Annotated in this window: 21 protein-coding genes and 2 tRNA genes; 14 read left to right on the forward strand and 9 right to left on the reverse strand. The window is 67.7% G+C overall.

The annotated features are described in order from the left end of the window. Nucleotides 1-31 precede the first annotated feature (31 nt). Both trxB and trxA read left to right on the forward strand, forming a co-directional pair. On the forward strand, nt 32-1,018 hold the full coding sequence (gene trxB / locus ACQ143_RS07630; RefSeq protein ID WP_449570084.1) for a thioredoxin-disulfide reductase: 987 nt from the start codon (nt 32-34) through the stop codon (nt 1,016-1,018). Nucleotides 1,019-1,089: 71 nt separating this feature from the next. Beyond that, a complete protein-coding gene (gene trxA, locus ACQ143_RS07635; RefSeq protein WP_449570085.1) occupies nt 1,090-1,413 on the forward strand; it encodes a thioredoxin in 324 nt (107 codons plus the stop codon). 5 nt (nt 1,414-1,418) lie between these two features. Here the strand turns inward: trxA and ACQ143_RS07640 are convergent, their stop codons facing one another. The 9 genes from ACQ143_RS07640 to rpmH all read right to left on the reverse strand — a co-directional run bounded on the left by ACQ143_RS07640 (nt 1,419) and on the right by rpmH (nt 7,478). Continuing rightward, nucleotides 1,419-1,760, reverse strand: a complete 342-nt coding sequence (locus ACQ143_RS07640) for a tryptophan synthase subunit alpha (RefSeq protein ID WP_449570086.1) — start codon at nt 1,758-1,760, stop codon at nt 1,419-1,421. Between the two features lie 34 nt (nt 1,761-1,794). Next, the gene (locus tag ACQ143_RS07645) at nt 1,795-2,763 is read right to left on the reverse strand and encodes a ParB/RepB/Spo0J family partition protein (RefSeq protein WP_449570087.1); all 969 of its coding nucleotides are present in this window, start codon (nt 2,761-2,763) and stop codon (nt 1,795-1,797) included. Further along, nucleotides 2,763-3,653 carry a ParA family protein gene (locus ACQ143_RS07650; RefSeq protein ID WP_449570088.1) on the reverse strand — a complete coding sequence of 297 codons (891 nt, stop codon included), beginning with the start codon at nt 3,651-3,653 and terminating at the stop codon, nt 2,763-2,765. Before ACQ143_RS07650 ends, ACQ143_RS07645 begins: the two co-directional genes overlap by 1 nt. Nucleotides 3,654-4,304: 651 nt before the next feature. Beyond that, nucleotides 4,305-4,934 carry a 16S rRNA (guanine(527)-N(7))-methyltransferase RsmG gene (rsmG, locus tag ACQ143_RS07655; protein ID WP_449570089.1) on the reverse strand — a complete coding sequence of 210 codons (630 nt, stop codon included), beginning with the start codon at nt 4,932-4,934 and terminating at the stop codon, nt 4,305-4,307. Nucleotides 4,935-4,953: 19 nt separating this feature from the next. Then, entirely contained in the window at nt 4,954-5,460 is a 507-nt protein-coding gene (locus ACQ143_RS07660; RefSeq protein WP_449570090.1) for a Jag family protein, read from the reverse strand. A gap of 36 nt (nt 5,461-5,496) precedes the next feature. Next, complete coding sequence (gene yidC, locus ACQ143_RS07665) at nt 5,497-6,558, reverse strand: membrane protein insertase YidC (RefSeq protein ID WP_449570150.1); 1,062 nt, start codon at nt 6,556-6,558, stop codon at nt 5,497-5,499. 81 nt (nt 6,559-6,639) lie between these two features. Next, nucleotides 6,640-6,996: a membrane protein insertion efficiency factor YidD gene (gene yidD, locus ACQ143_RS07670; RefSeq protein ID WP_449570091.1), complete on the reverse strand. Its 357-nt coding sequence runs from the start codon at nt 6,994-6,996 to the stop codon at nt 6,640-6,642. Then, nucleotides 6,993-7,331 (reverse strand): ribonuclease P protein component, encoded by a 339-nt coding sequence (rnpA, locus tag ACQ143_RS07675; RefSeq protein WP_449570092.1) that lies wholly within the window; start codon nt 7,329-7,331, stop codon nt 6,993-6,995. Before rnpA ends, yidD begins: the two co-directional genes overlap by 4 nt. Before the next feature lie 9 nt (nt 7,332-7,340). Then, on the reverse strand, nt 7,341-7,478 hold the full coding sequence (gene rpmH, locus ACQ143_RS07680; RefSeq protein WP_022879826.1) for a 50S ribosomal protein L34: 138 nt from the start codon (nt 7,476-7,478) through the stop codon (nt 7,341-7,343). 275 nt (nt 7,479-7,753) lie between these two features. Here rpmH and dnaA point away from each other — a divergent pair, with 275 nt between their 5' ends. From dnaA to ACQ143_RS07740, 12 genes are all read left to right on the forward strand, one after another. Next, on the forward strand, nt 7,754-9,169 hold the full coding sequence (gene dnaA, locus ACQ143_RS07685; RefSeq protein ID WP_449570093.1) for a chromosomal replication initiator protein DnaA: 1,416 nt from the start codon (nt 7,754-7,756) through the stop codon (nt 9,167-9,169). Nucleotides 9,170-9,603: 434 nt separating this feature from the next. Next, nucleotides 9,604-10,749 carry a DNA polymerase III subunit beta gene (gene dnaN / locus ACQ143_RS07690; protein WP_449570094.1) on the forward strand — a complete coding sequence of 382 codons (1,146 nt, stop codon included), beginning with the start codon at nt 9,604-9,606 and terminating at the stop codon, nt 10,747-10,749. A 73-nt stretch (nt 10,750-10,822) separates the two neighbouring features. Further along, complete coding sequence (gene recF, locus ACQ143_RS07695) at nt 10,823-12,016, forward strand: DNA replication/repair protein RecF (RefSeq protein WP_449570095.1); 1,194 nt, start codon at nt 10,823-10,825, stop codon at nt 12,014-12,016. Beyond that, on the forward strand, nt 12,009-12,506 hold the full coding sequence (locus tag ACQ143_RS07700; RefSeq protein WP_449570096.1) for a DUF721 domain-containing protein: 498 nt from the start codon (nt 12,009-12,011) through the stop codon (nt 12,504-12,506). The genes recF and ACQ143_RS07700 overlap by 8 nt, the downstream gene beginning before the upstream one ends. A gap of 123 nt (nt 12,507-12,629) precedes the next feature. Continuing rightward, the gene (gyrB, locus tag ACQ143_RS07705) at nt 12,630-14,672 is read left to right on the forward strand and encodes a DNA topoisomerase (ATP-hydrolyzing) subunit B (protein ID WP_449570097.1); all 2,043 of its coding nucleotides are present in this window, start codon (nt 12,630-12,632) and stop codon (nt 14,670-14,672) included. Nucleotides 14,673-14,718: 46 nt separating this feature from the next. After that, nucleotides 14,719-17,289 (forward strand): DNA gyrase subunit A, encoded by a 2,571-nt coding sequence (gyrA, locus tag ACQ143_RS07710; RefSeq protein ID WP_449570098.1) that lies wholly within the window; start codon nt 14,719-14,721, stop codon nt 17,287-17,289. Nucleotides 17,290-17,297: 8 nt separating this feature from the next. Further along, on the forward strand, nt 17,298-17,702 hold the full coding sequence (locus ACQ143_RS07715; RefSeq protein WP_449570099.1) for a DUF3566 domain-containing protein: 405 nt from the start codon (nt 17,298-17,300) through the stop codon (nt 17,700-17,702). Nucleotides 17,703-17,774: 72 nt separating this feature from the next. Continuing rightward, nucleotides 17,775-17,848 (forward strand) — tRNA-Ile (locus tag ACQ143_RS07720). 15 nt (nt 17,849-17,863) lie between these two features. Beyond that, a tRNA-Ala gene (locus tag ACQ143_RS07725) sits at nt 17,864-17,936 on the forward strand. Nucleotides 17,937-18,058: 122 nt separating this feature from the next. After that, complete coding sequence (locus ACQ143_RS07730) at nt 18,059-19,264, forward strand: Fic family protein (RefSeq protein WP_449570100.1); 1,206 nt, start codon at nt 18,059-18,061, stop codon at nt 19,262-19,264. Nucleotides 19,265-19,349: 85 nt separating this feature from the next. After that, the gene (locus ACQ143_RS07735; RefSeq protein WP_449570101.1) at nt 19,350-19,931 is read left to right on the forward strand and encodes a PadR family transcriptional regulator; all 582 of its coding nucleotides are present in this window, start codon (nt 19,350-19,352) and stop codon (nt 19,929-19,931) included. Between the two features lie 11 nt (nt 19,932-19,942). Further along, nucleotides 19,943-21,613, forward strand: coding sequence for an ABC1 kinase family protein (locus ACQ143_RS07740; RefSeq protein ID WP_449570102.1), 1,671 nt, complete (start codon nt 19,943-19,945; stop codon nt 21,611-21,613). Nucleotides 21,614-21,644 lie beyond the last annotated feature (31 nt).

Consider the following 21,644-nt stretch of genomic DNA (forward strand, 5'->3'; position numbering starts at 1 on the left):
ACCAGCGCCCACGTCACAGGAAGGCATCGTCGTGCGTCAGGTCATCATCATCGGGTCGGGTCCTGCGGGATACACCGCCGCCATCTACGCGGCTCGCGCCAACCTCGAACCCCTCGTGATCGCCAGCTCGGTCGAGGCCGGCGGTGAGCTCATGAACACGACCGACGTCGAGAACTTCCCCGGGTTCCCCGAGGGCATCATGGGCCCCGACCTGATGACCAAGATGCAGGAGCAGGCCGAGAAGTTCGGCGCCCAGGTCGTCTACGACGACGTCGTCGAGCTGGACGTCTCCGGGGACGTGAAGCGGGTGACCCTGGGCAGCGGGACCGTGCACGAAGCCGCGGCCATCGTGTTCGCCACCGGCTCGGCGCCCCGCAAGATCGGGATCGACGGCGAGGCCCGCCTGGCCGGCCACGGCGTCTCGTACTGCGCGACCTGCGACGGCTTCTTCTTCCGCGACCGCGCGATCGCCGTGGTCGGCGGGGGCGACTCCGCCATGGAAGAGGCCACGTTCCTGACCAAGTTCGCGTCGAAGGTGTACGTGATCCACCGCCGTGACGAGCTGCGCGCCTCCAAGATCATGCAGGAGCGCGCGTTCGCGAACGAGAAGATCGAGTTCGTCTGGAACAGCGAGGTGATCGACATCACCGGTGAGGACGCCGTGACCGGCGTCGTGCTGCGCGACACCGTCGACGGCAGCACCCGCGAGCTGCCGCTGGAAGGCGTGTTCGTGGCCATCGGCAACGACCCGCGCACCCACCTCGTGCACGACAAGCTCGACCTGACCGAGCACGGCACCGTGTGGGTCGACGGGCGCACCTCGCGCACCTCGGTCCCGGGCGTGTTCGCCGCCGGCGACGTGATCGACCCCACCTACCGCCAGGCGGTCACCGCCGCCGGCAGCGGCACCGTGGCCGCCCTCGACGTCGAGCACTACCTCGCCGCCCGCGGCGACGCCGGTGCCCCCGAGGTCACCGCGGCCGAGATCGACGGGCTCGCCGACGTCGGCGCGGTCTGACCCGGAACAATCCGCGTGTCGTCGGCGTTGGCTCTGACGACACCCGCGACCCCTATGAAGGAGACAGGACTATGACCGCCAAGGCCACCACAGAGAGCACCTGGCAGCAGGACGTCATCGACGCCGAGGGCCCCGTGCTCGTGGACTTCTGGGCCGAATGGTGCGGCCCCTGCCGCATGGTCGGACCGATCCTCGACGAGATCGCGAGCGAGAACCCCGACAAGATCACGGTTCTCAAGCTCAACGTCGACGAGAACCCCAACCTCGCCATGAAGTACCAGATCACGTCGATCCCGGCGATGAAGGTCTTCAACAAGGGTGAGGTCGAGAAGACGATCATCGGCGCCAAGCCGAAGTTCGCCCTCGAGCAGGACCTCGCCGGCTACATCGGCTGATCTGCTCAGCTGGCCTCGGCCTGGGATGACGCATCCCAGATGCGGTGTGGCGGGCGTCCCAACAAGTGCCACACCGCGCCGGTGAGCGGCGGGTGGTCGATCGCGATCTGCCGCAGGATGTCGTAGTTCTGCGGCGCCGTGGGCGTGGTCACGCCCGCGCGGTCGAGCCGCTCGCGCCGTTCGATGATGACGACGAGTTCGTCCACCGAGGGCAGCACGTCCATGAAGTCCCACGGGTCCTGGCCCGCACGCAGCCGCGCCTCGATCAGCACCGACAGCTCGTCGGCGGCTTCGGCACGCAGCACTTCCAGGCTGACGTTGCGCGGGGGGTCTGGCTGATCGAACACCCAGCCAGCCTACGTCGGGATCCGGACAGGCGGATCAGAACGAGCCGTATTCGGTCTCGCCGATTTCCGCGAGGATGCGATTCAGGTCCTGGATGGTGGCGAAATCAATGATGATCTGGCCTTTTTTCGCCGTCAGGTTGACCTTGACGCTGGTGTTCAGCCGGTCGCCGAGGCGCGTGGCGACCTCGTCGAGGTGAGCGCGCCGGCTGCCGGCCTGGGGTGCCGGCCGCTTCGTCGTGCTCTGCGGCTTCTTCGCGGCCGCCTCCGCTGCACGCACCGAGAGGTCCTCGTTGACGATCTTGTCCGCCAGGCGCTGCATGGCGTCCTCATCCTCGACCGAGAGGATCGCGCGCGCGTGCCCCGCGCTCAGGACGCCGGCGGCGACGCGCTGCTGCACCGGGACCGGAAGGCGCAGCAGCCGGATGGTGTTGCTGATCTGCGGACGGGACCGACCGATGCGACGGGCCAGCTCCTCCTGGGTGATGCCGAAGTCCTCCAGCAGCTGCTGGTAGGCGGAGGCCTCTTCGAGCGGGTTCAGCTGCGAACGGTGCAGGTTCTCCAGGAGCGCGTCGCGGAGCAGGTCTTCTTCCGCCGTCTCCCGGAGGATGGCCGGGATGGCGGTGAGTCCCGCTTCGCGCGCGGCGCGGGTGCGCCGCTCACCCATGATGAGCTCGTACTTGCCCTCGTCGTTGGTGCGCACCACGACCGGCTGCAGGACGCCGAACTCGCGCACACTGTGCACGAGTTCCGCCAGGTCATCCGGGTCGAAGTGCAGACGGGGCTGGCGCGGGTTGGGGACGATCTCGTGCGGGTCGACCTCGATGAGGCGCGTGCCCGGCACCTCGACCAGTTCGGGCTCGGCCGCAGCGGCGTCATCGGTGCGAGCGGGGGCGGGGGCACCCGGGAAGAACACGTCGACGGGGCGCTGCGTGGCCACACCCGGCTCACTCGTCGGGATGAGGGCGCCGATGCCGCGGCCCAGTCCAGTCCTCTTCGCTGCCATCAGGAAGCTCCCTCTTTCGTGTGCTCAACGAGTCCGCGTCGCGCGATCTCGACCGCCGCCTCGCGGTAGGCGATCGCGCCGGCCGATTGACCGTCATAAGAGATGACGGTCTGGCCGAAACTGGGGGCTTCCGAAACACGCACCGACCGCGGGATGACGGTGTCGAGCACCTCGTCGGTGAAGTGCGAGCGCACCTCCTCGGCGACCTGCTGCGCGAGACGCGTGCGGCCGTCGTACATCGTGAGCATGATCGTCGACAGGTGGAAGCCGGGGTTCAGGTGCTTCTGGATCATCCGCACACTGCCCAGCAACTGGCTGAGCCCCTCGAGCGCGTAGTACTCGCACTGGATCGGGATCAACAGCTCCTGCGCCGCGGTGAAGGCGTTGATGGTGAGCAGGCCGAGGGACGGCGGGCAGTCGATGAGGACGAAGTCGAGGTGGGAATCGGGGGCAGCCAGGTAGTCCTCGAGAGCGGTCTTCAGCCGATGCTCACGCGCGACCTGCGAGACGAGCTCGATCTCGGCGCCGGCCAGGTGGATGGTGCTGGGCGCGCACAGAAGGTTGGGGGACTCGGGGCTGGTCTGGATGATGTCGGCGAGCGGGAACTCGTCGATCAGCACGTCGTAAACGCTCGGGATGTCGGCCGAGTGCGGCACGCCCAGCGCGGTGGAGGCGTTGCCCTGCGGGTCGAGGTCGATGACCAGCACGCGTGCACCGAGGCCGGCGAGAGCCGACGCGACATTCACGGTGGTGGTGGTCTTGCCCACCCCACCCTTCTGGTTCGACACGGTGATCACGCGGGTGCGACCGTCGAACTGGATGTCGACGGCCTCGAGCACCTTGCGGCGCGAGGCGAGATCAGCGATTTCCCGGGCGATCGGGCTGTCCATGAAGGAGGGTGCGGGAGAGGTCGCGTTCTCCGATTCCTGCACCTGTAACTCCTGTTCTGCGGGGCCCATCCCACTGTAGTCGAGCTTCGGCGTGGCCTCGGACGCCGTCGGTGCGTTCTTCCGCTGCTGACGGCTTGGCATCCACCGTTTCACGTGAAACATCTCATCCTCTCCGCCGCTGACCGGCTATGCGCCTCTCTCCACTGTCCCCGCCGTTTGCGCTGCGTGCGGCAGTGCCACGCGGAACGCGCGGAGTTGCGCAGCGGCGTCTTTGTCAGGATGCCGCGCTCGTCGGGAGTGGCGCCGGCCGGGGTTCGGATCGGTGGAGAACCGGGTCCTCCGGTGCACATGGGGAGGAGGTACGACCGCGGGATGTTTCACGTGAAACACCCGTCGGTCGGCCGCTAGCTTCTTGATGATCCGCAGCCCAGGTACGGACGACGCGGGTGCAAGTGCCAAGTAGACATCCAACGAGAGTTGCGGCAGCCCACGGGCATGAAACACCGCGACCGAGCGCCGCGACCAGAGCCGTTTCACGTGAAACACAGCGGTTCACATCGAATGTGTCGCTGCACCGCAGTAGAAACGTTGCTCGGTGAGGTGACCGGCCGATCTCACCGACGTTTCACGTGAAACATCCGCGAGGAGGTTTCACGAGGCGCGCACCGTCGCGCGCACGACCCGCGTCGGCTCCGAGACCACGCCGACGCCCACGGGCTCGACGCGCACATCGGACAGCCCGAACTTGCGGATCTGCTTCGCCGCCGCGGTGATCTCGTTCTCGGCGTTGGCGCCCTTGAGCAGGATCAACTCGCCACCGTCGCGCACCAAGGGCGCGGTGATCGGGATCAGGGTGCGCAGCGCACTCACGGCCCGGGCCGTCACGGCATCCAGCACCGGGCCTTCGGTCCAGTCCTCGGCACGCGCCCGGACGATCTCGACGTTCTCCAGCCCGAGCGCGTCTACTTGCTCACGCAGCCAGGTAATGCGCCGATCCATGGGCTCGATCAGCACCCACTGCACATCCGGGCGCGCGATCGCCAGCACGACGCCGGGCAGACCGGCCCCCGAGCCGACGTCGCCGACACGGGATCCGGCCGTGAACAGGGGAGCGGCGACCGCGCTGTTGAGCACATGGCGTGTCCACAGCCGGGGCGGTTCGAGCGGACCGATCAGCCCGCGTTCCTCACCGTGCTCAGCGAGGGCCGCCGTGAAGGCGCGGGCGCGGTCGATGTGCTCGCCGAACAGGTCGACGGCTTCGCGGGGTTCTTCCTCGATCATGACCGTTTCACGTGAAACATCAGCCGCGGGTGATTACCGTGTGACGGTCCGCACCCTCGCCGTAGGACTCGGAGGTGAACCCACGGTCCGACACGATGTCGTGCACGAGCTTGCGCTCGTAGCTTGACATCGCCGGCAGCGACGCCTGGGATGCGCCGTCTTCCAGTCGCGCGATGGCGCGATCGACCAGCTGCTCGAGCTGACGACGACGCGTGTCGCGCGAGCCGCCGATGTCCAGGATCAGGCGGGAGAACCGACCGGTCTGCGTCTGCACCGCGATGCGCGTGAGCTCCTGCAGAGCCTGCACAGTCTCGGGATCGGACAGGAGCGCAAGTGCCTCCTGGTCCTCGTTCTCGACCGACACGTACGCGCGGTCACCACGCACGTCGAGCGCCAGGTCGCCGTCAATGTCGGCGATGTCGAGAAGCCCCTCGAGGTAGTCCGCCGCGATGTCGCCCTCCTGCTCGAGCTGCTCGACGGTCGCGGTCTGGCGGGGGGCGGGCGAGGCCTCAATGTTGTCGGTCATGGCTGGTCCTGTCTGCACGTGATCGGGAATCGAGGGTCACTGGGCGGGCGGCTGCGGGGGCTTGTTCTGCCCCTTCTTCGGCGGCTGCTTCTTCTTCGCGCGCTGCTTGCTCATCGGCTGCTGGCGCTTGGGTGCCTGCTCCTTGGCCCGCTGCGCCTCTTCGTACAGGCGCTGCTGCTCGGCCTGGTACTTCTCCAGGGGCACGATCTTGCCGTTGGCATCGAGGGCCTTGCCCTTGCGCGCGAGACGCTCTTCGCGGGCCTTCGCGGCCTCCGAGCCGGGCGTCGGCAGGTTCCGGATGACCACGAACTGCTGGACCATCGTCCAGATGTTGGAGGTGAACCAGTAGAGGACCACGCCCAGGGGGAAGAAGACACCGGAGAAGATGAACGCCAGCGGCAGCACGTACAGCATGACCTTCTGCATCTGGTACGCCTGGCCGGTCTTGGCCTCGGGGGAGAGGTTCTTCGAGATGATCTGCAGCTGGGTGAAGAACTGCGAAGCGATCATGAGGACCACCAGGATGATGAGGATCACCACGGTGGTGGTCTGCCCCAGGCCGATCGCCTCGGTCATATTGGTGTGCAGCGGCGCGACACCGAACAGCTTCGCGTTGTAGAACTCCCAGGTGAGGTCTTTGTTGAGCAGACCCACGCCGCCCACGCCCCACTCGGCGTGCTTCTTCACGTCACTGAGCGTGTAGAACATGCCCAGGAGGATCGGCATCTGCACCAGCAGCGGCAGACAGCTCGACACCGGCGTCGTGCCGTGCTTCTTGTACAGCGCCATCGTCTCGCGGCTCATGGCCTCGCGCGACAGCTGGTCCTTCTTACCGCGATACTTCTCCTGCACTTTTCGCAGTTCAGGAGCGATTTCCATCATCTTGCGCTGGCTCTTGATCTGGCGCACGAACAGCGGAATGAGCGCCGCGCGCACGACGATCACCAGACCGATGATCGACAGCACCCAGGTCAGCCCCGAGTCGGGTTCCAGGCCGAACGACGTGAGCAGCCAGTGCCAGAACACGAGCAGCGCCTCGACGAGCCACTTGAACGGCCACATGATGGCGCTGAAGAAGTCGAGCGAGCTGCTGGGCATCGGCGTCGTCGGCGTCGGGACGACCGGGCTGGGGGTGGCGGCCAGCCGGCCCAGGGTCGAGGTGAAGAGATCCAGCAAGGATCAGTCCTTTCTGAGGGGTACGACGAAACCGTGCGGAGTCAGTTCGTGACGGAAGTGTCGATGGGCGGGCACGTCGTCGATGCCGCCCGCGGCCCACGGGTGACAGCGCGCCAGTCGAGCGGCGGTCAGCGCTGCGCCCTTGACGACGCCGTGCTGTTGCACCGCACCCACCGCGTAGGCCGAACAGCTCGGGTAGTACTTGCAGACATCGCCGTACAGCGGCGAGATCACCGTGCGGTAGGCGTGCAGCGCCCCGATGACGAGGTTGCGGGGGATCAGCGGCACCGCCGGCAGCGCCGTGGATGCCGAGAATCGACCCGCGCCGGTGGACGCCGTCGGCAGGGTGGTGGCACTCATGCGGCCGCCCGGCGGTTCAGACACCGCACGACCTGGGTGCGCAGGTCGTCGAACTCGGCATCGCCGGCTCCGGGCAGCGCGCGGATGACCACGTCGACGCCGTCGCGGACGTCAGGCAGCGACTGCACGCAGATCGCCTTCAGCCGACGACGCACCGTGTTGCGCACGACTGCACCGCCGATCTGCTTGCTGACGATGAAACCGAACCGCGCGGGACGCGGTTCGGTCGTGGTGACGACGTAGGTCACCGTATGTGCACCGGCACACCGGGCACCCCCACGGACGACGGCCCGATAGTCCGCCCCGCGGGTGATGCGGTTCCCGCGCGCCAGCACTGCGGCCGGTCAGGCCGACAGCTCGGTGCGCCCCTTGGCGCGGCGAGCCGAGAGGATCGCGCGACCGGCACGCGTACGCATGCGGGCGCGGAAGCCGTGCTTCTTGGCGCGGCGGCGGTTGTTGGGCTGGAAAGTGCGCTTGCTCATGAGAGATCACTCCGGATCGGCGGTCACCCGAACGCTCTAGACCGGGGACACTGGGTACAAGGGGACTGCCCGAAGGCATAAGTCAACCGACTAAGGATACGTCGACTCCGCGAAGATCCCAAACCGCGGTCCCACAAACATGCCATTATCCACCGATCCCGTGATCGCCTGGTCTCGACACGCGGCGGCGGCCTACAGTGGTGCGGACGAGTTATCCACAGGTGTGAATTAGTATCGAGGTTCATCCGCACACCGCGAACCGAGCCGGGGGGGCCATGTCACAGCACGAGATTCCGGACGTCCCTGTCTGGACCGCCGTGCTGGATGTCCTCGCCGACGACGACCGCGTCACGCCGCAGCTGCAGGGCTTCCTCAATCTCGCGGTGGCCCAGGGCGTCATGAGCGGGACGCTATATCTCGACGTCCCGAACGAGCTGACGGCCGCGCAGATGAACAAGCGGCTGCGCACGCCCATCATGGAGGCGCTCGCCCACGTCGACGCCGAGCCGGCGGCATCCAGTTTCCGGGTCGTCGTCAACCCCGAACTGGCGGATGCGCACCTGACCGCTCCGGTACCGATCCAGTCGGTCGCCGTTCCGGCATCCACCCCCCGTCCCACGGAGGAGTACGTCGAGCCGACGCCGATGGCTTCGCGCAGCGACACCCGGCTGAACCCGAAGTACACCTTCGACAACTTCGTCATCGGCCAGTCGAACCGGTTCGCGCACGCGGCCGCGGTGGCAGTGGCCGAAGCGCCGGCCAAGGCGTACAACCCGCTGTTCATCTACGGCGACTCGGGTCTGGGCAAGACCCACCTGCTGCACGCCATCGGCGACTACGCGCTGAGTCTGTACGCCGGCATCCGGGTGCGGTACGTCTCCAGCGAAGAGTTCACCAACGACTTCATCAACTCGATCGCCAACAACCGCGGCGCCGCCTTCCAGGCGCGTTATCGCGACGTCGACATCCTGCTCATCGACGACATCCAGTTCCTGCAGGGTCGCGCCGAGACGCAGGAGGCGTTCTTCCACACCTTCAACACGCTGCACGATCACGACAAGCAGGTCGTGATCACCAGCGACGTGCCGCCCCGCCACCTCACCGGCTTCGAAGACCGCATGCGCAGCCGCTTCGAGTGGGGCCTCATCACCGACGTGCAGGCGCCCGACCTCGAGACGCGCATCGCGATCCTGCGCAAGAAGGCGCAGTCCGAGCGGCTGCTTGTGCCCGACGACGTGCTCGAGTACATCGCCACGAAGGTCTCGTCCAACATCCGCGAGCTCGAGGGCGCCCTCATCCGCGTCTCCGCCTTCGCGAGCCTCAACCGCTCGACGCTCGACATCTCCCTGGCCCAGACCGTGCTGCGCGACATCGTCGACACCGACGACGCGAACATCATCTCGCCCACCGACATCATCACCGCCACGGCACAGTACTTCCGGCTCTCGGTCGACGATCTGTACGGTTCGAGCCGGTCGCAGGCGGTGGCCACTGCGCGACAGATCGCGATGTACCTGTGCCGCGAGCGCACGAACCTGTCGCTGCCGAAGATCGGGCAGCTGTTCGGCAACCGTGATCACACCACGGTCATGTACGCGTACAAGAAGATCAGCGAGCTCATGAAGGAGCGCCGCTCGATCTACAACCAGGTCTCCGAGATCACCACGCAGCTCGGCCGCGTCGGCCGCTGACGTCCGTGGGACGCCCGATCGGCGCCCATATATTCCTCGATCCGCGCTTGACACACGTCGCGCGGATCCGCATCATTCCGTTCTGCACAGTGTGGACAGCCTGTGGATAACTTTTCGTCGGATGCGGATTCCTGTGAGTGGATGCCGGAGTCCTGTGGATGACCGGACGTGTACCACGATCCGCATGACGACGCGGAAGAACAGCCATCCGCAGCCCGCCCACAACTTACACGCATGTGGTTTCCGCTCGCCGAGCGGCATCGGCGGAGTTATCCACACTTTCCACAGGGGTTAACACCATGACAGATATTTCCATCATGAAAAGTCGATTCGATCACCCTGTGGACGGCCGGGCCCGGGCGGCGAAGACTTCCGAACACGACGGGTTCGGGCACTAGCATGGGAAGGCCCGCCACACCGACAAGGGAGCACCAGTGAAGTTCCACGTGAATCGCGACGTGTTCAGCGAGGCCGTGTCGTTCGTCGTGAAGCTTCTTCCGCAGCGCAACCCCCAGCCGATCCTGGCCGGTGTGCTCATCGAAGCATCCGAAGACGGCCTGTCGCTCTCGGCGTTCGACTACGAGGCGTCCGCCCGGACGATCATCGAGGCGACCGTCGACGAGCCCGGCACGATCCTCGTGCACGGCCGACTGCTCTCCGAGATCGCCAGCCGCCTGCCCAACGCTCCCATCCAGGTCGAGCTCGGCGACGAGGGCGGCATCCTCCTCACGTGCGGATCGGCGCGGTTCACCCTGGCATCCATGCCGGTGCAGGAGTACCCGGCGATCCCCGAGGTGTCGGGCGAGGCCGGGCTCGTTCCCGCCGAGGACTTCGCCACCGCGATCGCGCAGGTCGCCTTCGCCGCCTCGCGTGACGACGTCACCCCGGTGCTCACCGGTGTGCAGCTCGAGGTCGCCGGCACGCAGCTGAGCCTGGTCGCGACCGACCGCTACCGCGTCGCGCTGCGCGACATCCCGTTCGACGGCGGCGGGGTGGCCGGCGATGACGAGGCGACCACCGCGCTGGTGCCCGCCCGCACGCTCACCGAGGTCGGCAAGACCTTCGCGCACTCCGGCGACATCCAGGTGACCTTCTCGGGGTCGGGCGACCGCGAGATCATCGCGTTCACCGCCGGCAACAAGACCGTGACCTCGCTGCTGATCAAGGGCAACTTCCCGCCGGTGCGCCGGCTGTTCCCCGAGCAGACCGACCACTACGCCGTCGTCAACACCAACGAGCTGGCCGAAGCCGTGCGCCGTGTCTCGCTCGTGCTCGACCGCTCGGCGCCGCTGCGCTTCACGTTCACGGCCGATGGCGTGTCGATGGACGCCTCCGGCACCGAGCAGGCACGCGCGACGGAGTCCGTCGATGCGACGCTCACCGGCGAGGAGGTCACGCTGGGTCTCAACCCCCAGTACCTGCTCGAGGCGCTCGGCGCGGTGCGCAGCGAGTTCGCCCGCGTCACGTTCACCTCGAGTGAGAACGCGAACAAGCTGAGTCCCGTGCTCATCACGGCGCAGACCTCGGGCACCCCGGAGAGCTTCAAGTACCTGCTTCAGCCCAACCTGCTGCTGCGCTGACCGGCGCTCCGGCGCCCGGGCGTGGGATGGCACCGGGCGGGGCCGGGTCGCCGGGGCGGATTAGGGTGATCTGGTGATCGTGGAGCAGCTGAACCTGGTGGACTTCCGCAATTATGCGGCCGTCGACCTGACGCTCCACCCCGGCGCGAACGTCTTCGTCGGCCGCAACGGTCAGGGCAAGACGAACCTCGCCGAAGCCATCGCCTATTTCGCCACGCTCGGCTCCCACCGGGTGTCGCAGGACGCCCCCATGGTGCGGCACGGTGCGGATGCCGCATTCGTCCGCGCACGCCTCGCGCACGGCGACCGGCGGGTGCAGCTCGAGGCGCAGCTGAACCGCACCGGCTCGAACAAGGCGCGCGTCAACGGGTCGCCCGTGCGCACCGCCGAGCTCCCCCGGTACGCGCAGGTCGTGCTGTTCGCCCCCGAAGACCTCCAGATCGTGCGCGGCGATCCGACCTCGCGGCGCCGTTTCGCCGATCAGCTCCTGATCCAGCGCGCGCCGCGCATGGCGGGCGTGCTCGGCGACTACGACCGCGTCCTCAAGCAGCGCACGGCACTGCTCAAATCCGCGCGCGCCCGCGGCATCCGCGGTGAGGGCCTGTCCACGCTCGACGTGTGGGACGACAAGCTCGTCCAGTTCGGCACCGACATCATCCGCGCACGCCTGGCACTGGCCGCCGACCTCGCGGTCCCGGTCGCCGAGGCCTACACCGCGATCGCCGGTGCCGACCACCGCCCCGAGCTGGAGTGGTCGCTGACCGTGGGCGGCGCCGACCCCGAAGACGACGAGGATGCCGGAGACGCCACCCCGACCGTCGTCGAGCACGGTCCGGTCCCGGGTGCCGACGAGGTGGCCGAGCGGTTCCGTCAGGCGCTGGCGACCAAGCGCACCGCCGAACTGGAGCGCGGTGTCACGCTGGTCGGACCCCACCGGGACGACCTGGTGCTGCGGGTGCGCGGGCTGCCGGTCAAGGGATACGCCTCGCACGGCGAATCGTGGTCGGTCGCGCTCGCGCTCCGCCTGGCATCCGCGCGCCTGCTGCGCGAACAGTCCCAGCTCGGTGACCCGGTGCTGATCCTCGACGACGTCTTCGCCGAACTCGACGCCGATCGCCGACGTCGGCTGGGCGGCCTCGTCGCCGACTTCGAGCAGGTCATCGTGACCGCGGCGGTGGATGCCGATGTGCCCGACGGCCTGCGGGCGCGCACCGTCCGGGTGCACGCCGGCACGATCCAGGTCGAGGAGGAGGACGGGGATGACTGACCCGGCCGCACACGACGACGTGCCCGAGACCATCGCGACCTACCTGCGGCTGCGCGGGCTGGAACCCTCGGCGGCCACCCGGCGGCGGCGCCGGCGCCGCACGGACGACGATGAGAACCAGCCGTTTACCAAGGGGCGCGATCCGCAGGGTGTGGGTGATGTCCTGGCACAGCTGACCCGTCAGTCGGGGTGGGATTCGCAATTGGCGCGTGAAGACCTCGTGCTGCAGTGGCGCGATGTGGCCGGCGACGAGACCGCGCGGCACGCCCATCCGGTCGCGCTGGGCGACGGCGTGCTCACCGTGCAGTGCGATTCGACGGCGTGGGCGAAGAACCTCCACCTGATGCGGGGCGCCATCGTCACCGAGATCATCCGCCGCTTCCCCGAGGCCGGCGTGCACAGCATCCGTTTCGTAGGGCCGGACGTCCCCTCGTGGAAATGGGGCCCCAGAGCCGTTCCAGGGCGCGGTCCTCGCGATACCTACGGTTGAGCCACGTCCCACGGCATCCGGATCGGTTTTCGTGCGCCACAGGGCCGTTCAGCGCGCGAAACCTGTCGCAATCACGATAGAATGGAGTGATTCCAGAACACCGATGTGGAGCGCTCGAAACCTATGACGTCTGAAACCCCCGACAGCGTTCCTGAGGAACTCGAGCCGCACACCTCCGCGAAGGTTCCCACCGAGTACGGGGCCGACGCCATCCAGGTGCTCGAAGGCCTCGAAGCCGTCCGCAAGCGCCCCGGCATGTACATCGGATCGACGGGCGAGCGCGGTCTGCACCACCTCGTCTACGAGATCGTCGACAACGCGGTGGACGAGGCCCTCGCCGGATACTGCGACACGATCTCCGTGACGATCCTCGAAGACGGCGGACTGCGTGTCATCGACAACGGCCGCGGCATCCCCGTCGACCCGCACGCCTCCGATCCGACCAAGTCGACCGTGGAGGTCGTGCTCACCGTCCTGCACGCCGGCGGCAAGTTCGGCGGCGGCGGTTACGCCGTGTCGGGCGGTCTGCACGGTGTCGGCTCCTCGGTCGTCAACGCCCTGTCGACGCGGTTCGAGGTGGAGATCCGCCGCCAGGGCCACGTGTGGCGGCAGATCTTCTCGAACGGCGGCAAGCCGGAGGCTTCTCTCCAGAAGGGCGAGGCCAGCGACGAGACCGGCACGGTCGTGACGTTCTGGCCCGATCCCGACATCTTCGAGACGGTGCAGTTCGACTACGACACGCTGCGCACCCGCTTCCAGCAGACGGCGTTCCTCAACAAGGGGCTGCGCATCACGCTGGCCGACGAGCGCCCCGACTCCGCGTACGTCGTCGACAACCCCGACGGCACCAGTGAGACGAAGCAGCCGTACGACGACTTCCTGTACGAGCGCGGACTGGTCGACTACGTCGAATACCTGAACAAGGTGCGCAAGGCCGAGGTCGTCAACGAAGAGATCATCGAGATCGAATCCGAAGACACTGTGCGGCACATCTCGCTCGAGCTGGCGATGCAGTGGACCACCAGCTACACCGAGAACGTGTTCACGTTCGCGAACACGATCAACACGCACGAGGGCGGCACCCACGAAGAGGGCTTCCGCGCGGCGCTGACCACGCGCGTGAACAGCTATGCGCGTGACAAGGGCCTGCTCAAGGAGAAGGACGACAACCTCACCGGCGACGACATCCGCGAAGGGCTCACCGCGGTCATCTCGGTGAAGCTGTCCGAGCCGCAGTTCGAGGGTCAGACCAAGACCAAGCTCGGCAACACCGAGGCCAAGGCGTTCGTGCAGAAGATCGTCGGCGATCAGCTCACCGACTGGCTCGACCGCAACCCGGGCCAGGCCAAGCGCGTCATCACCAAGGCGATCGATGCGGCCACGGCGCGGATGGCGGCGCGGAAGGCCCGCGAGACCGCGCGGCGCAAGAGCGTCTTCGAATCGGCATCCATGCCCGAGAAGCTGAAGGACTGCACGAGCAAGGATCCCTCGATCAGCGAGATCTTCCTCGTCGAGGGTGACTCGGCCGGCGGTTCGGCCGTGTCCGGCCGCGACCCCGAGCGCCAGGCGATCCTGTCGCTGCGCGGCAAGATCCTCAACGTCGAGAAGGCGCGCCTGGACCGGGCGCTGGGCAACGCCGAGATCCAGGCGATGATCCAGGCCTTCGGCACCGGCATCGGAGAAGACTTCGACGTCGAGAAGGCCCGGTACCACAAGATCGTGCTCATGGCCGATGCCGACGTCGACGGTCAGCACATCACGACGCTGCTGCTCACGCTGCTGTTCCGCTACATGCGCGGGCTCATCGAAGCCGGCTACGTGTACCTGGCGCAGCCGCCGCTGTACCGCCTCAAGTGGAGCAACGCCGCGCACGAGTACGTCTACAGCGACCGCGAGCGCGACGCCCTGCTGGCCGACGGCATCGCCGCCGGCAAGCGCATCCCGAAGGACAACGGCGTGCAGCGCTACAAGGGTCTGGGCGAGATGAACGCGAAGGAGCTGTGGGAGACCACGATGGATCCGGCGACCCGCACGCTGCGCCAGGTCACCATCGACGACGCCGCCGCGGCCGATGAGATCTTCACCGTGCTGATGGGCGAGGACGTCGAGGCCCGCCGCGGGTTCATCCAGCGCAACGCCAAAGACGTGCGCTTCCTCGACATCTGATCGCCGCCGCCTCCGGCTCCGGCACTCGATCCCGATAGGTATGTGAATGACTGACGCAGAACGCCCCGGCCCGACTCCCGGGTACGAGCACGGCAACATCGACCAGGTCGACCTCCAGGTCGAGATGCAGCGCAGCTACCTCGACTACGCGATGAGCGTCATCGTCGGGCGCGCGCTGCCCGACGTGCGCGACGGCCTCAAGCCGGTGCACCGCCGCGTCATCTACGGCATGTACGACGGCGGCTACCGTCCCGACAAGTCGTACTCCAAGTGCGCGCGCATCGTCGGCGACGTCATGGGCCAGTTCCACCCGCACGGTGACTCGGCCATCTACGACGCGCTCGTGCGCCTGGTCCAGCCGTGGTCACTGCGGTATCCGCTCGCCGACGGCCAGGGCAATTTCGGCTCGCCGGGCAACATGGGCGCCGCCGCCCCCCGATACACCGAGACCAAGATGGCCCCGCTGGCCATGGAGATGGTCCGGGACATCGGCGAGGACACCGTCGACTTCGAGGAGAACTACGACGGGCGCACCCAGGAGCCCACGGTCCTGCCGGCCCGCTTCCCGAACCTGCTGGTCAACGGCTCGGTCGGCATCGCGGTGGGCATGGCCACCAACATCCCGCCGCACAACCTGCGCGAGGTCGCCGACGGTGCGCTGTGGGCCCTGGAGAACCCGGATGCCACGCGTGAAGAGCTGCTCGACGCGCTCATGGCCCGCATTCCCGGACCCGACTTCCCCACCGGCGCGCAGATCCTCGGCACGAAGGGCGTGCGCGAGGCGCAGCGCACCGGCCGCGGCTCGATCACGATGCGCGCGGTCGTCGAGGTCGAGGAGATCCAGGGGCGGACGTGCCTCGTGGTGACCGAACTGCCCTACCAGGTCAACCCCGACAACGTCGCCGCGAAGATCCGCGACCTCGCCCGCGACGGCAAGCTGCACGGCATCGCCGACATCCGCGACGAGACCAGCGACCGCACCGGCCAGCGCCTGGTGATCGTGCTCAAGCGCGACGCGGTGGCCAAGGTCGTGCTGAACAACCTCTACAAGCACACCCAGCTGCAGGAGAACTTCGGCGCGAACATGCTCGCGATCGTCGACGGGGTGCCACGCACCCTGCCGCTCGACGCGTTCGTGACGCTGTGGATCGACCACCAGGTCGAGGTCATCGTGCGGCGCACGCGGTACCGCCTGGCCGAGGCCGAGAAGCGCATGCACATCCTGCGCGGCTACCTCAAGGCGCTCGACGCGCTCGACGAGGTCATCGCGCTGATCCGCCGCTCGCCCACCGTCGACGAGGCGCGCGAGGGCCTGAAGGCTCTGCTCGAGATCGACGACGAGCAGGCCGACGCCATCCTGTCGATGCAGCTGCGTCGCCTCGCGGCTCTCGAACGGCAGAAGATCATCGACGAGGCCACCGAGCTCGAGCTGAAGATCGCCGACCTCAACGACATCCTCGGCTCGCCGGCGCGTCAGCGCACGATCATCAGCGCGGAGCTCACCGAGATCGTCGACAAGTTCGGCGACGAGCGTCGCACCCACATCCTGCACGGCTTCGACGGCGACATGTCGATGGAGGACCTCATCCCCGAAGAGGAGATGGTGGTCACCGTCACCCGCGACGGCTACATCAAGCGCACCCGTAGCGACAACTACCGGTCGCAGCACCGCGGCGGCAAGGGCGTCAAGGGTGCGCAGCTGCGCGCCGACGACGTGGTCGAGCACTTCTTCGTCACCACGACCCACCACTGGCTGCTCTTCTTCACGACGAAGGGCCGCGTGTACCGGTCGAAGGCGTATGAGGTGCCCGAGGCTGGCCGCGACGCGAAGGGTCAGCACGTCGCGAACCTGCTCGCGCTGCAGCCGGGCGAGGAGATCGCCCAGATCCTCGCGCTCCGCGACTACGCGGCGGCGCAGTATCTGGTGCTGGCCACCCGCGACGGCAAGATCAAGAAGACCGCGCTGACCGATTACGACACCAACCGTCAGGGCGGTATCATCGCGATCCGCCTGCGCGGGCAGGAGGAGGAGACCGGCGGCGACGAACTGGTCAGCGCCATGCTCGTCGACGAGACCGACGACCTGCTGCTGATCTCCCGTCAGGGCATGTCGCTGCGCTTCACCGCCAACGACGAGTCGCTGCGCCCGATGGGGCGGTCTACCGAGGGCGTCAAGGGCATGTCGTTCCGCGAGGGCGACAGCCTGCTGTCGGCGTCGGTGGTCACCGAGGACGGGTACGTGTTCGTGGTCACCCAGGGCGGCTACGCCAAGCGCACCGAGGTCGGCCAGTACCGGGTCCAGGGCCGCGGCGGTCTGGGCATCAAGGTCGCCAAACTCAACGACGATCGAGGCGAGCTGGCCGGGGGTCTGATCGTCTCCGAGGACGACGAGGTCTTGGTGGTTCTTGCCAGCGGCAAGGTGGTACGCTCTGCCGTGGCCGAGGTGCCCGCCAAGGGTCGCGACACCATGGGAGTCGTGTTCGCACGTCCGGATGAAGACGATCGCATCCTCGCCATCGCCCGCAACGGCGAGAGCGCCGTGACCGAAGTGGCGGCATCCGAAGACGAGACCCCCACCGCCGACGACACCGAGCCGGTGGCATCCGAAGAGAGTTGACCTGACGCATGAGCACCGTAGCCGACAAGCTCGCCAAGAAGTCGTCGAGCAAGACCAGCGCCAAGCAGGTGCGCCTGCGCCTGGTGTACGTGGACTTCTGGTCGGCCGTGAAGCTGTCGTTCCTGGCGGCGGTGGCCCTGGCGATCGTCACGATCGTGTCGATCTTCCTGGTGTTCATGGTGCTGCAGTCGACGAACATCATCGCGCAGCTCGATGAGATCTTCGTCGCCTTCACCGACGGCAGCTTCCGGATCCAGTCGTTCCTGAACCTGCCGCAGGTGATGGCGTTCGCGGCGATCGTGTCGATCCTGAACCTCATCGTGGTGACGGTGCTCGGCGCCGTGGTCGCCGGCATCTACAACCTCATGGTCAAGGTGACCGGCGGGCTGCTGGTCGGCTTCACGTCCAACTGACCTGATTTCGGGATCGCCCCCGAATCAGGTAAAGTCTTGGAGGTTGACGACGCACGACGTCGATCTCCATTCGGGGCTATAGCTCAGGCGGTTAGAGCGCTTCACTGATAATGAAGAGGTCCCAGGTTCAAGTCCTGGTAGCCCCACAGAAAGACCCGTTCGGGGCCTTAGCTCAGTTGGTAGAGCGCCTGCTTTGCAAGCAGGATGTCAGGAGTTCGAATCTCCTAGGCTCCACAGTCAGTCAGAACCCCGGATCCCCGTGATTCCGGGGTTTTCTCGTTGATGAACGCGTCGCCCCGCTGCCACACTGCACCCATACCGAACTATAATCACGCATCCTTAGGTATCGTGGTCGCATGACAGCGGAAACGGGTGATTCGTCTTCGTGGCCGGCCGTCGGTCATGAAGAGCGGCCCTGGCAGCGCTCTGGCGATGAGGTCGCCTCGCGGCGCGTGCTGCTACAGGCCCGCGGCCCCTACTCTGCGGCGGTGCCGCCGCACATCGCCGAGCTGACGGTCGCCCTCGACAGTGAACTGACCGCGGCCGCCGACGACGCGAGCGCGGAGCTGGCCCGCTTCGACGCGGAGGCCGGTTTCATCGCCGCGCCATTTGCGTCGATCCTCCTCCGCACCGAATCGGCATCCAGCTCGGAGGTGGAGAACCTCACCTCGAGCGCGAAGCAGGTCGCCCTCGCCGAGATCGGGGCGTCCAGTTCAGGCAACGCGAACCTCGTCGTCGCGAACGTCCGCGCCGTGCACGCCGCGCTGGCGCTGGCGGACCGGATTGAGGAGGAGTCGATCCTCGCCATGCACGACGCCCTCCTGCGTGAGAGCGCTCCGCAGTTCGTCGGCCGCTGGCGTGACCAGCAGGTGTGGATCGGGGGCGGAGCGATCTCTCCCCACGCGGCGACCTTCGTCCCACCGCACCACGAGCGCGTGCCTGAACTGATGGGCGACCTGATCGTCTTCACACAGCGCACCGACATCCCCGTACTCATCCAGGCAGCGGTCGCGCATGCGCAGTTCGAGACGATCCATCCGTTCCCCGACGGCAACGGCAGAACGGGCCGCGCACTGCTGCAGGGGATGCTCCGCCACGGCGGACTCACCCGCAACGTCACCGTCCCCGTCTCCGCGGGACTGCTCGCCGACCTCGATGGCTACTTCGCCGCACTGTCGGCCTACCGCGAAGGCGACCTCCGGCCCATCCTCGAGACCGTCGTGAACGCCTCGTTCAGCGCCGTGCACAACAGCCGCGCCCTGGTCGACGACATCCAGACCGTGGCGTCGCGGTGGGATGAGCTGGTGACCGCTCGGAGCGACTCGTCGGTGCACCGCGTCAAGGAGCACCTGCTGCGACAGCCGGTCGTGACCGCGAAGACCATCGCCGAGGCTGCCAGAGTGAGCGACGTCGCCGCACAGAACGCCATCGACCGTCTCGTCGATGCCGGGGTGCTGGTCAAGGTCTCCTCCGGTCGCCGTAACCGCATCTGGGCGGCACCCGACATCCTGCAGGCACTCGACGCCTTCGGCGCCCGCGCACGCCGCGGCCGGCTCGGGTGACGCAAAAGTCCTACACCCTCGTTCCGTTCCAGGTCTGAACGATATATCGTCGAGTATCGTTCGATATCGATCGGGAGGTCACATCATGAACGGTCAGTTCCCCTCCGGCATGTTCGGCAACAGCTCCTCGGGCTTCGGCAGCGGTGCCGACGCCGGCCCGGGAGCCGCGATCTGGGACGCCCTGTCCCAGCTGCGCACCGCCTTCGAACAGCGCATCCCGAGCCCTCCGCGCATGCAGCGTGGCGACGTGCGGGCCGCGGTTTTCGCGCTGCTGGCCGAGCAGCCCATGCACGGCTACCAGATCATCCAGGAGATCTCCGACCGCAGCGGCGGCACGTGGAAGCCGAGCGCCGGTTCGGTGTACCCGACTCTGCAGCTGCTTGCCGACGAAGGCCTCATCGAGGCCGAGGAGCAGAACGGGCGCAAGACGTACTCGCTGACGGATGCCGGAAGAGCCGCCGCCGCGGACGCCGACAAGCAGGCGCCGTGGGAGACCTCCTCGTCCCGTCCGGGTGCGCACCTGGCCGCACTGCCGAAGGCCGGCATGGAGCTGGCGGCCGCCGCCGCACAGGTCGGCCGCACCGGAACGCCCGAACAGGTCGAGCAGGCGGTCGGCATCCTCGACGACGCACGCCGTAAGCTGTACGCCATCCTCGCCGCCGACTGAACGGAGCGCGCATGCACCGCGGCGCGCACCGCGCACGATACCGACGCATCCTCGGGTTCGCCGCCCGGCTCCTGCTGCAGACATGGTGGTTCGAGCTCGTGCTGCCCCGCATCGGGTTCGGCCGCATCGCCGTGCGCACCCGCGCCGCACGGATGCGCGAGGCCGCGCAGCGGTTCCACGTGCTGGCGGTCGCCCTCGGCGGGCTCATGATCAAGGTCGGCCAGTTCCTCTCCTCCCGCCTTGACGTGCTGCCGCCGGAGGTGACCGACGAGCTGGCCGGACTGCAGGACGAAGTGCCCCCGGTGCCGTTCGCCGAGATCCGTCCGGTCGCCGAGGGCGAGCTCGGGATGCCGCTGGAACGCGCGTACGCGTGGTTCGACCCCGCACCGGTGGCCGCCGCCTCACTCGGACAGGCGCACCGCGCACGCCTGACCGCTGAAGGTGAGGCGGATGTGGGATTCGCCGACGTCATCGTCAAGGTGCAGCGCCCTGGCATCGACGAAGTGGTGAGCGTGGACCTCGCCGCCCTGCGGCGCATCGCCGCGTGGCTGAGCCGCATCCGTTTCGTCGCCCGCCGGGTCGACGCTCCCGCGCTCGTGGAGGAGTTCGCCCGGACCTCCGGCGAAGAGATCGACTACCTGCATGAGGCCGGAAATGCAGAGCGGTTCGCCGACATGTTCGCGGGCGACCCGCGCGTGGGAGCCCCGGTCGTCGCATGGGAACGGACCACCCGGCGCGTACTGACCCTCTCGGACGTCACCGCCGTGAAGATCGGCGACACCGTCGCCCTCCGTGCGGCCGGCATCGACCCCGCGCAGGTGGCGATGGTGTTCGCGGAGATCATGCTCGACCAGGTGTTCACCCACGGGTTCTTCCACGCCGACCCGCATCCGGGCAACATGTTCGTCGCCCCCGACAAGGCGACCGATACCGGCTTCCGCATCACCTTCGTCGACTTCGGGATGATGGGAGAGGTCCCCTCGTCGATCCGGGACGGCTTGCGCACGCTGCTGGTCGCTGTCGCCGGGCGCGACAGCGCCGGTCTCGTCCGCGCTGCGCAGCAGATCGGCGTCCTGCTGCCGGGGGGCGACACCGTCGAGCTCGAACGCGCACTGGCCACCCTCTTCGCCCGGTTCGGCGGGATGGGGTTCGCCGAGTTGCGCGAGGTCGACCCGCGCGAGTTCGCCGAGTTCGCTGCCGAGTTCGGCGACACCGTGCGCGCGCTGCCGGTGCAGCTGCCGGAGAAGTTGCTGCTGCTGTTCCGGGCGGTGTCCCTGACGTCCGGCATGTGCTCGAGCCTGGACCCCGTCTTCAACATCTGGACGCCGGTCGAACCGTACGCGACGCGGCTGCTGCGCACCGAAGGCGGCGGGCTCGTGCAGGATCTCGCCGCCCAGACGGCGCGCAACGCCGGCATCCTCTGGCGCCTGCCGCACCGGATCGACCATCTGCTCGACGGTTTCGACCGTGGCACCGTCCGCGTGGACACCTCGCGGGTCGAGAACCGTCTCGATCACATCGAGGTCCTCGTGCGGCGCGGCATCGCGGCCGTGCTGTTCGCCGGGCTGCTCGTCGGCGGCGCGCTCACCCTGCCGGCGGTGCCGGTGCTGGGCGGCATCCTGATGGGAGTGTCCGCTCTGCCGCTGCTGGCCGCCGGGTTCGGTGGGCGCTCCCGCGGGTAGCGTGCCCGCCAGCGTGCCCACTCGCTAGGGT

This window comes from Microbacterium pollutisoli (assembly GCF_053586795.1).

Excerpts from the sequence above, each read along its gene's own strand:
- trxA (WP_449570085.1), top strand. The coding sequence starts at position 1,090 with ATGACCGCCAAGGCCACCACAGAGAGCACCTGGCAGCAGGACGTCATC.
- ACQ143_RS07645 (WP_449570087.1), bottom strand. The coding sequence starts at position 2,763 with ATGGCAGCGAAGAGGACTGGACTGGGCCGCGGCATCGGCGCCCTCATC.
- ACQ143_RS07650 (WP_449570088.1), bottom strand. The coding sequence starts at position 3,653 with ATGGACAGCCCGATCGCCCGGGAAATCGCTGATCTCGCCTCGCGCCGC.
- rsmG (WP_449570089.1), bottom strand. The coding sequence starts at position 4,934 with ATGATCGAGGAAGAACCCCGCGAAGCCGTCGACCTGTTCGGCGAGCAC.
- ACQ143_RS07660 (WP_449570090.1), bottom strand. The coding sequence starts at position 5,460 with ATGACCGACAACATTGAGGCCTCGCCCGCCCCCCGCCAGACCGCGACC.
- yidC (WP_449570150.1), bottom strand. The coding sequence starts at position 6,558 with ATGCCCAGCAGCTCGCTCGACTTCTTCAGCGCCATCATGTGGCCGTTC.
- yidD (WP_449570091.1), bottom strand. The coding sequence starts at position 6,996 with ATGAGTGCCACCACCCTGCCGACGGCGTCCACCGGCGCGGGTCGATTC.
- rpmH (WP_022879826.1), bottom strand. The coding sequence starts at position 7,478 with ATGAGCAAGCGCACTTTCCAGCCCAACAACCGCCGCCGCGCCAAGAAG.
- dnaA (WP_449570093.1), top strand. The coding sequence starts at position 7,754 with ATGTCACAGCACGAGATTCCGGACGTCCCTGTCTGGACCGCCGTGCTG.
- ACQ143_RS07700 (WP_449570096.1), top strand. The coding sequence starts at position 12,009 with ATGACTGACCCGGCCGCACACGACGACGTGCCCGAGACCATCGCGACC.
- gyrB (WP_449570097.1), top strand. The coding sequence starts at position 12,630 with ATGACGTCTGAAACCCCCGACAGCGTTCCTGAGGAACTCGAGCCGCAC.
- gyrA (WP_449570098.1), top strand. The coding sequence starts at position 14,719 with ATGACTGACGCAGAACGCCCCGGCCCGACTCCCGGGTACGAGCACGGC.
- ACQ143_RS07715 (WP_449570099.1), top strand. The coding sequence starts at position 17,298 with ATGAGCACCGTAGCCGACAAGCTCGCCAAGAAGTCGTCGAGCAAGACC.
- ACQ143_RS07730 (WP_449570100.1), top strand. The coding sequence starts at position 18,059 with ATGACAGCGGAAACGGGTGATTCGTCTTCGTGGCCGGCCGTCGGTCAT.
- ACQ143_RS07735 (WP_449570101.1), top strand. The coding sequence starts at position 19,350 with ATGAACGGTCAGTTCCCCTCCGGCATGTTCGGCAACAGCTCCTCGGGC.
- ACQ143_RS07740 (WP_449570102.1), top strand. The coding sequence starts at position 19,943 with ATGCACCGCGGCGCGCACCGCGCACGATACCGACGCATCCTCGGGTTC.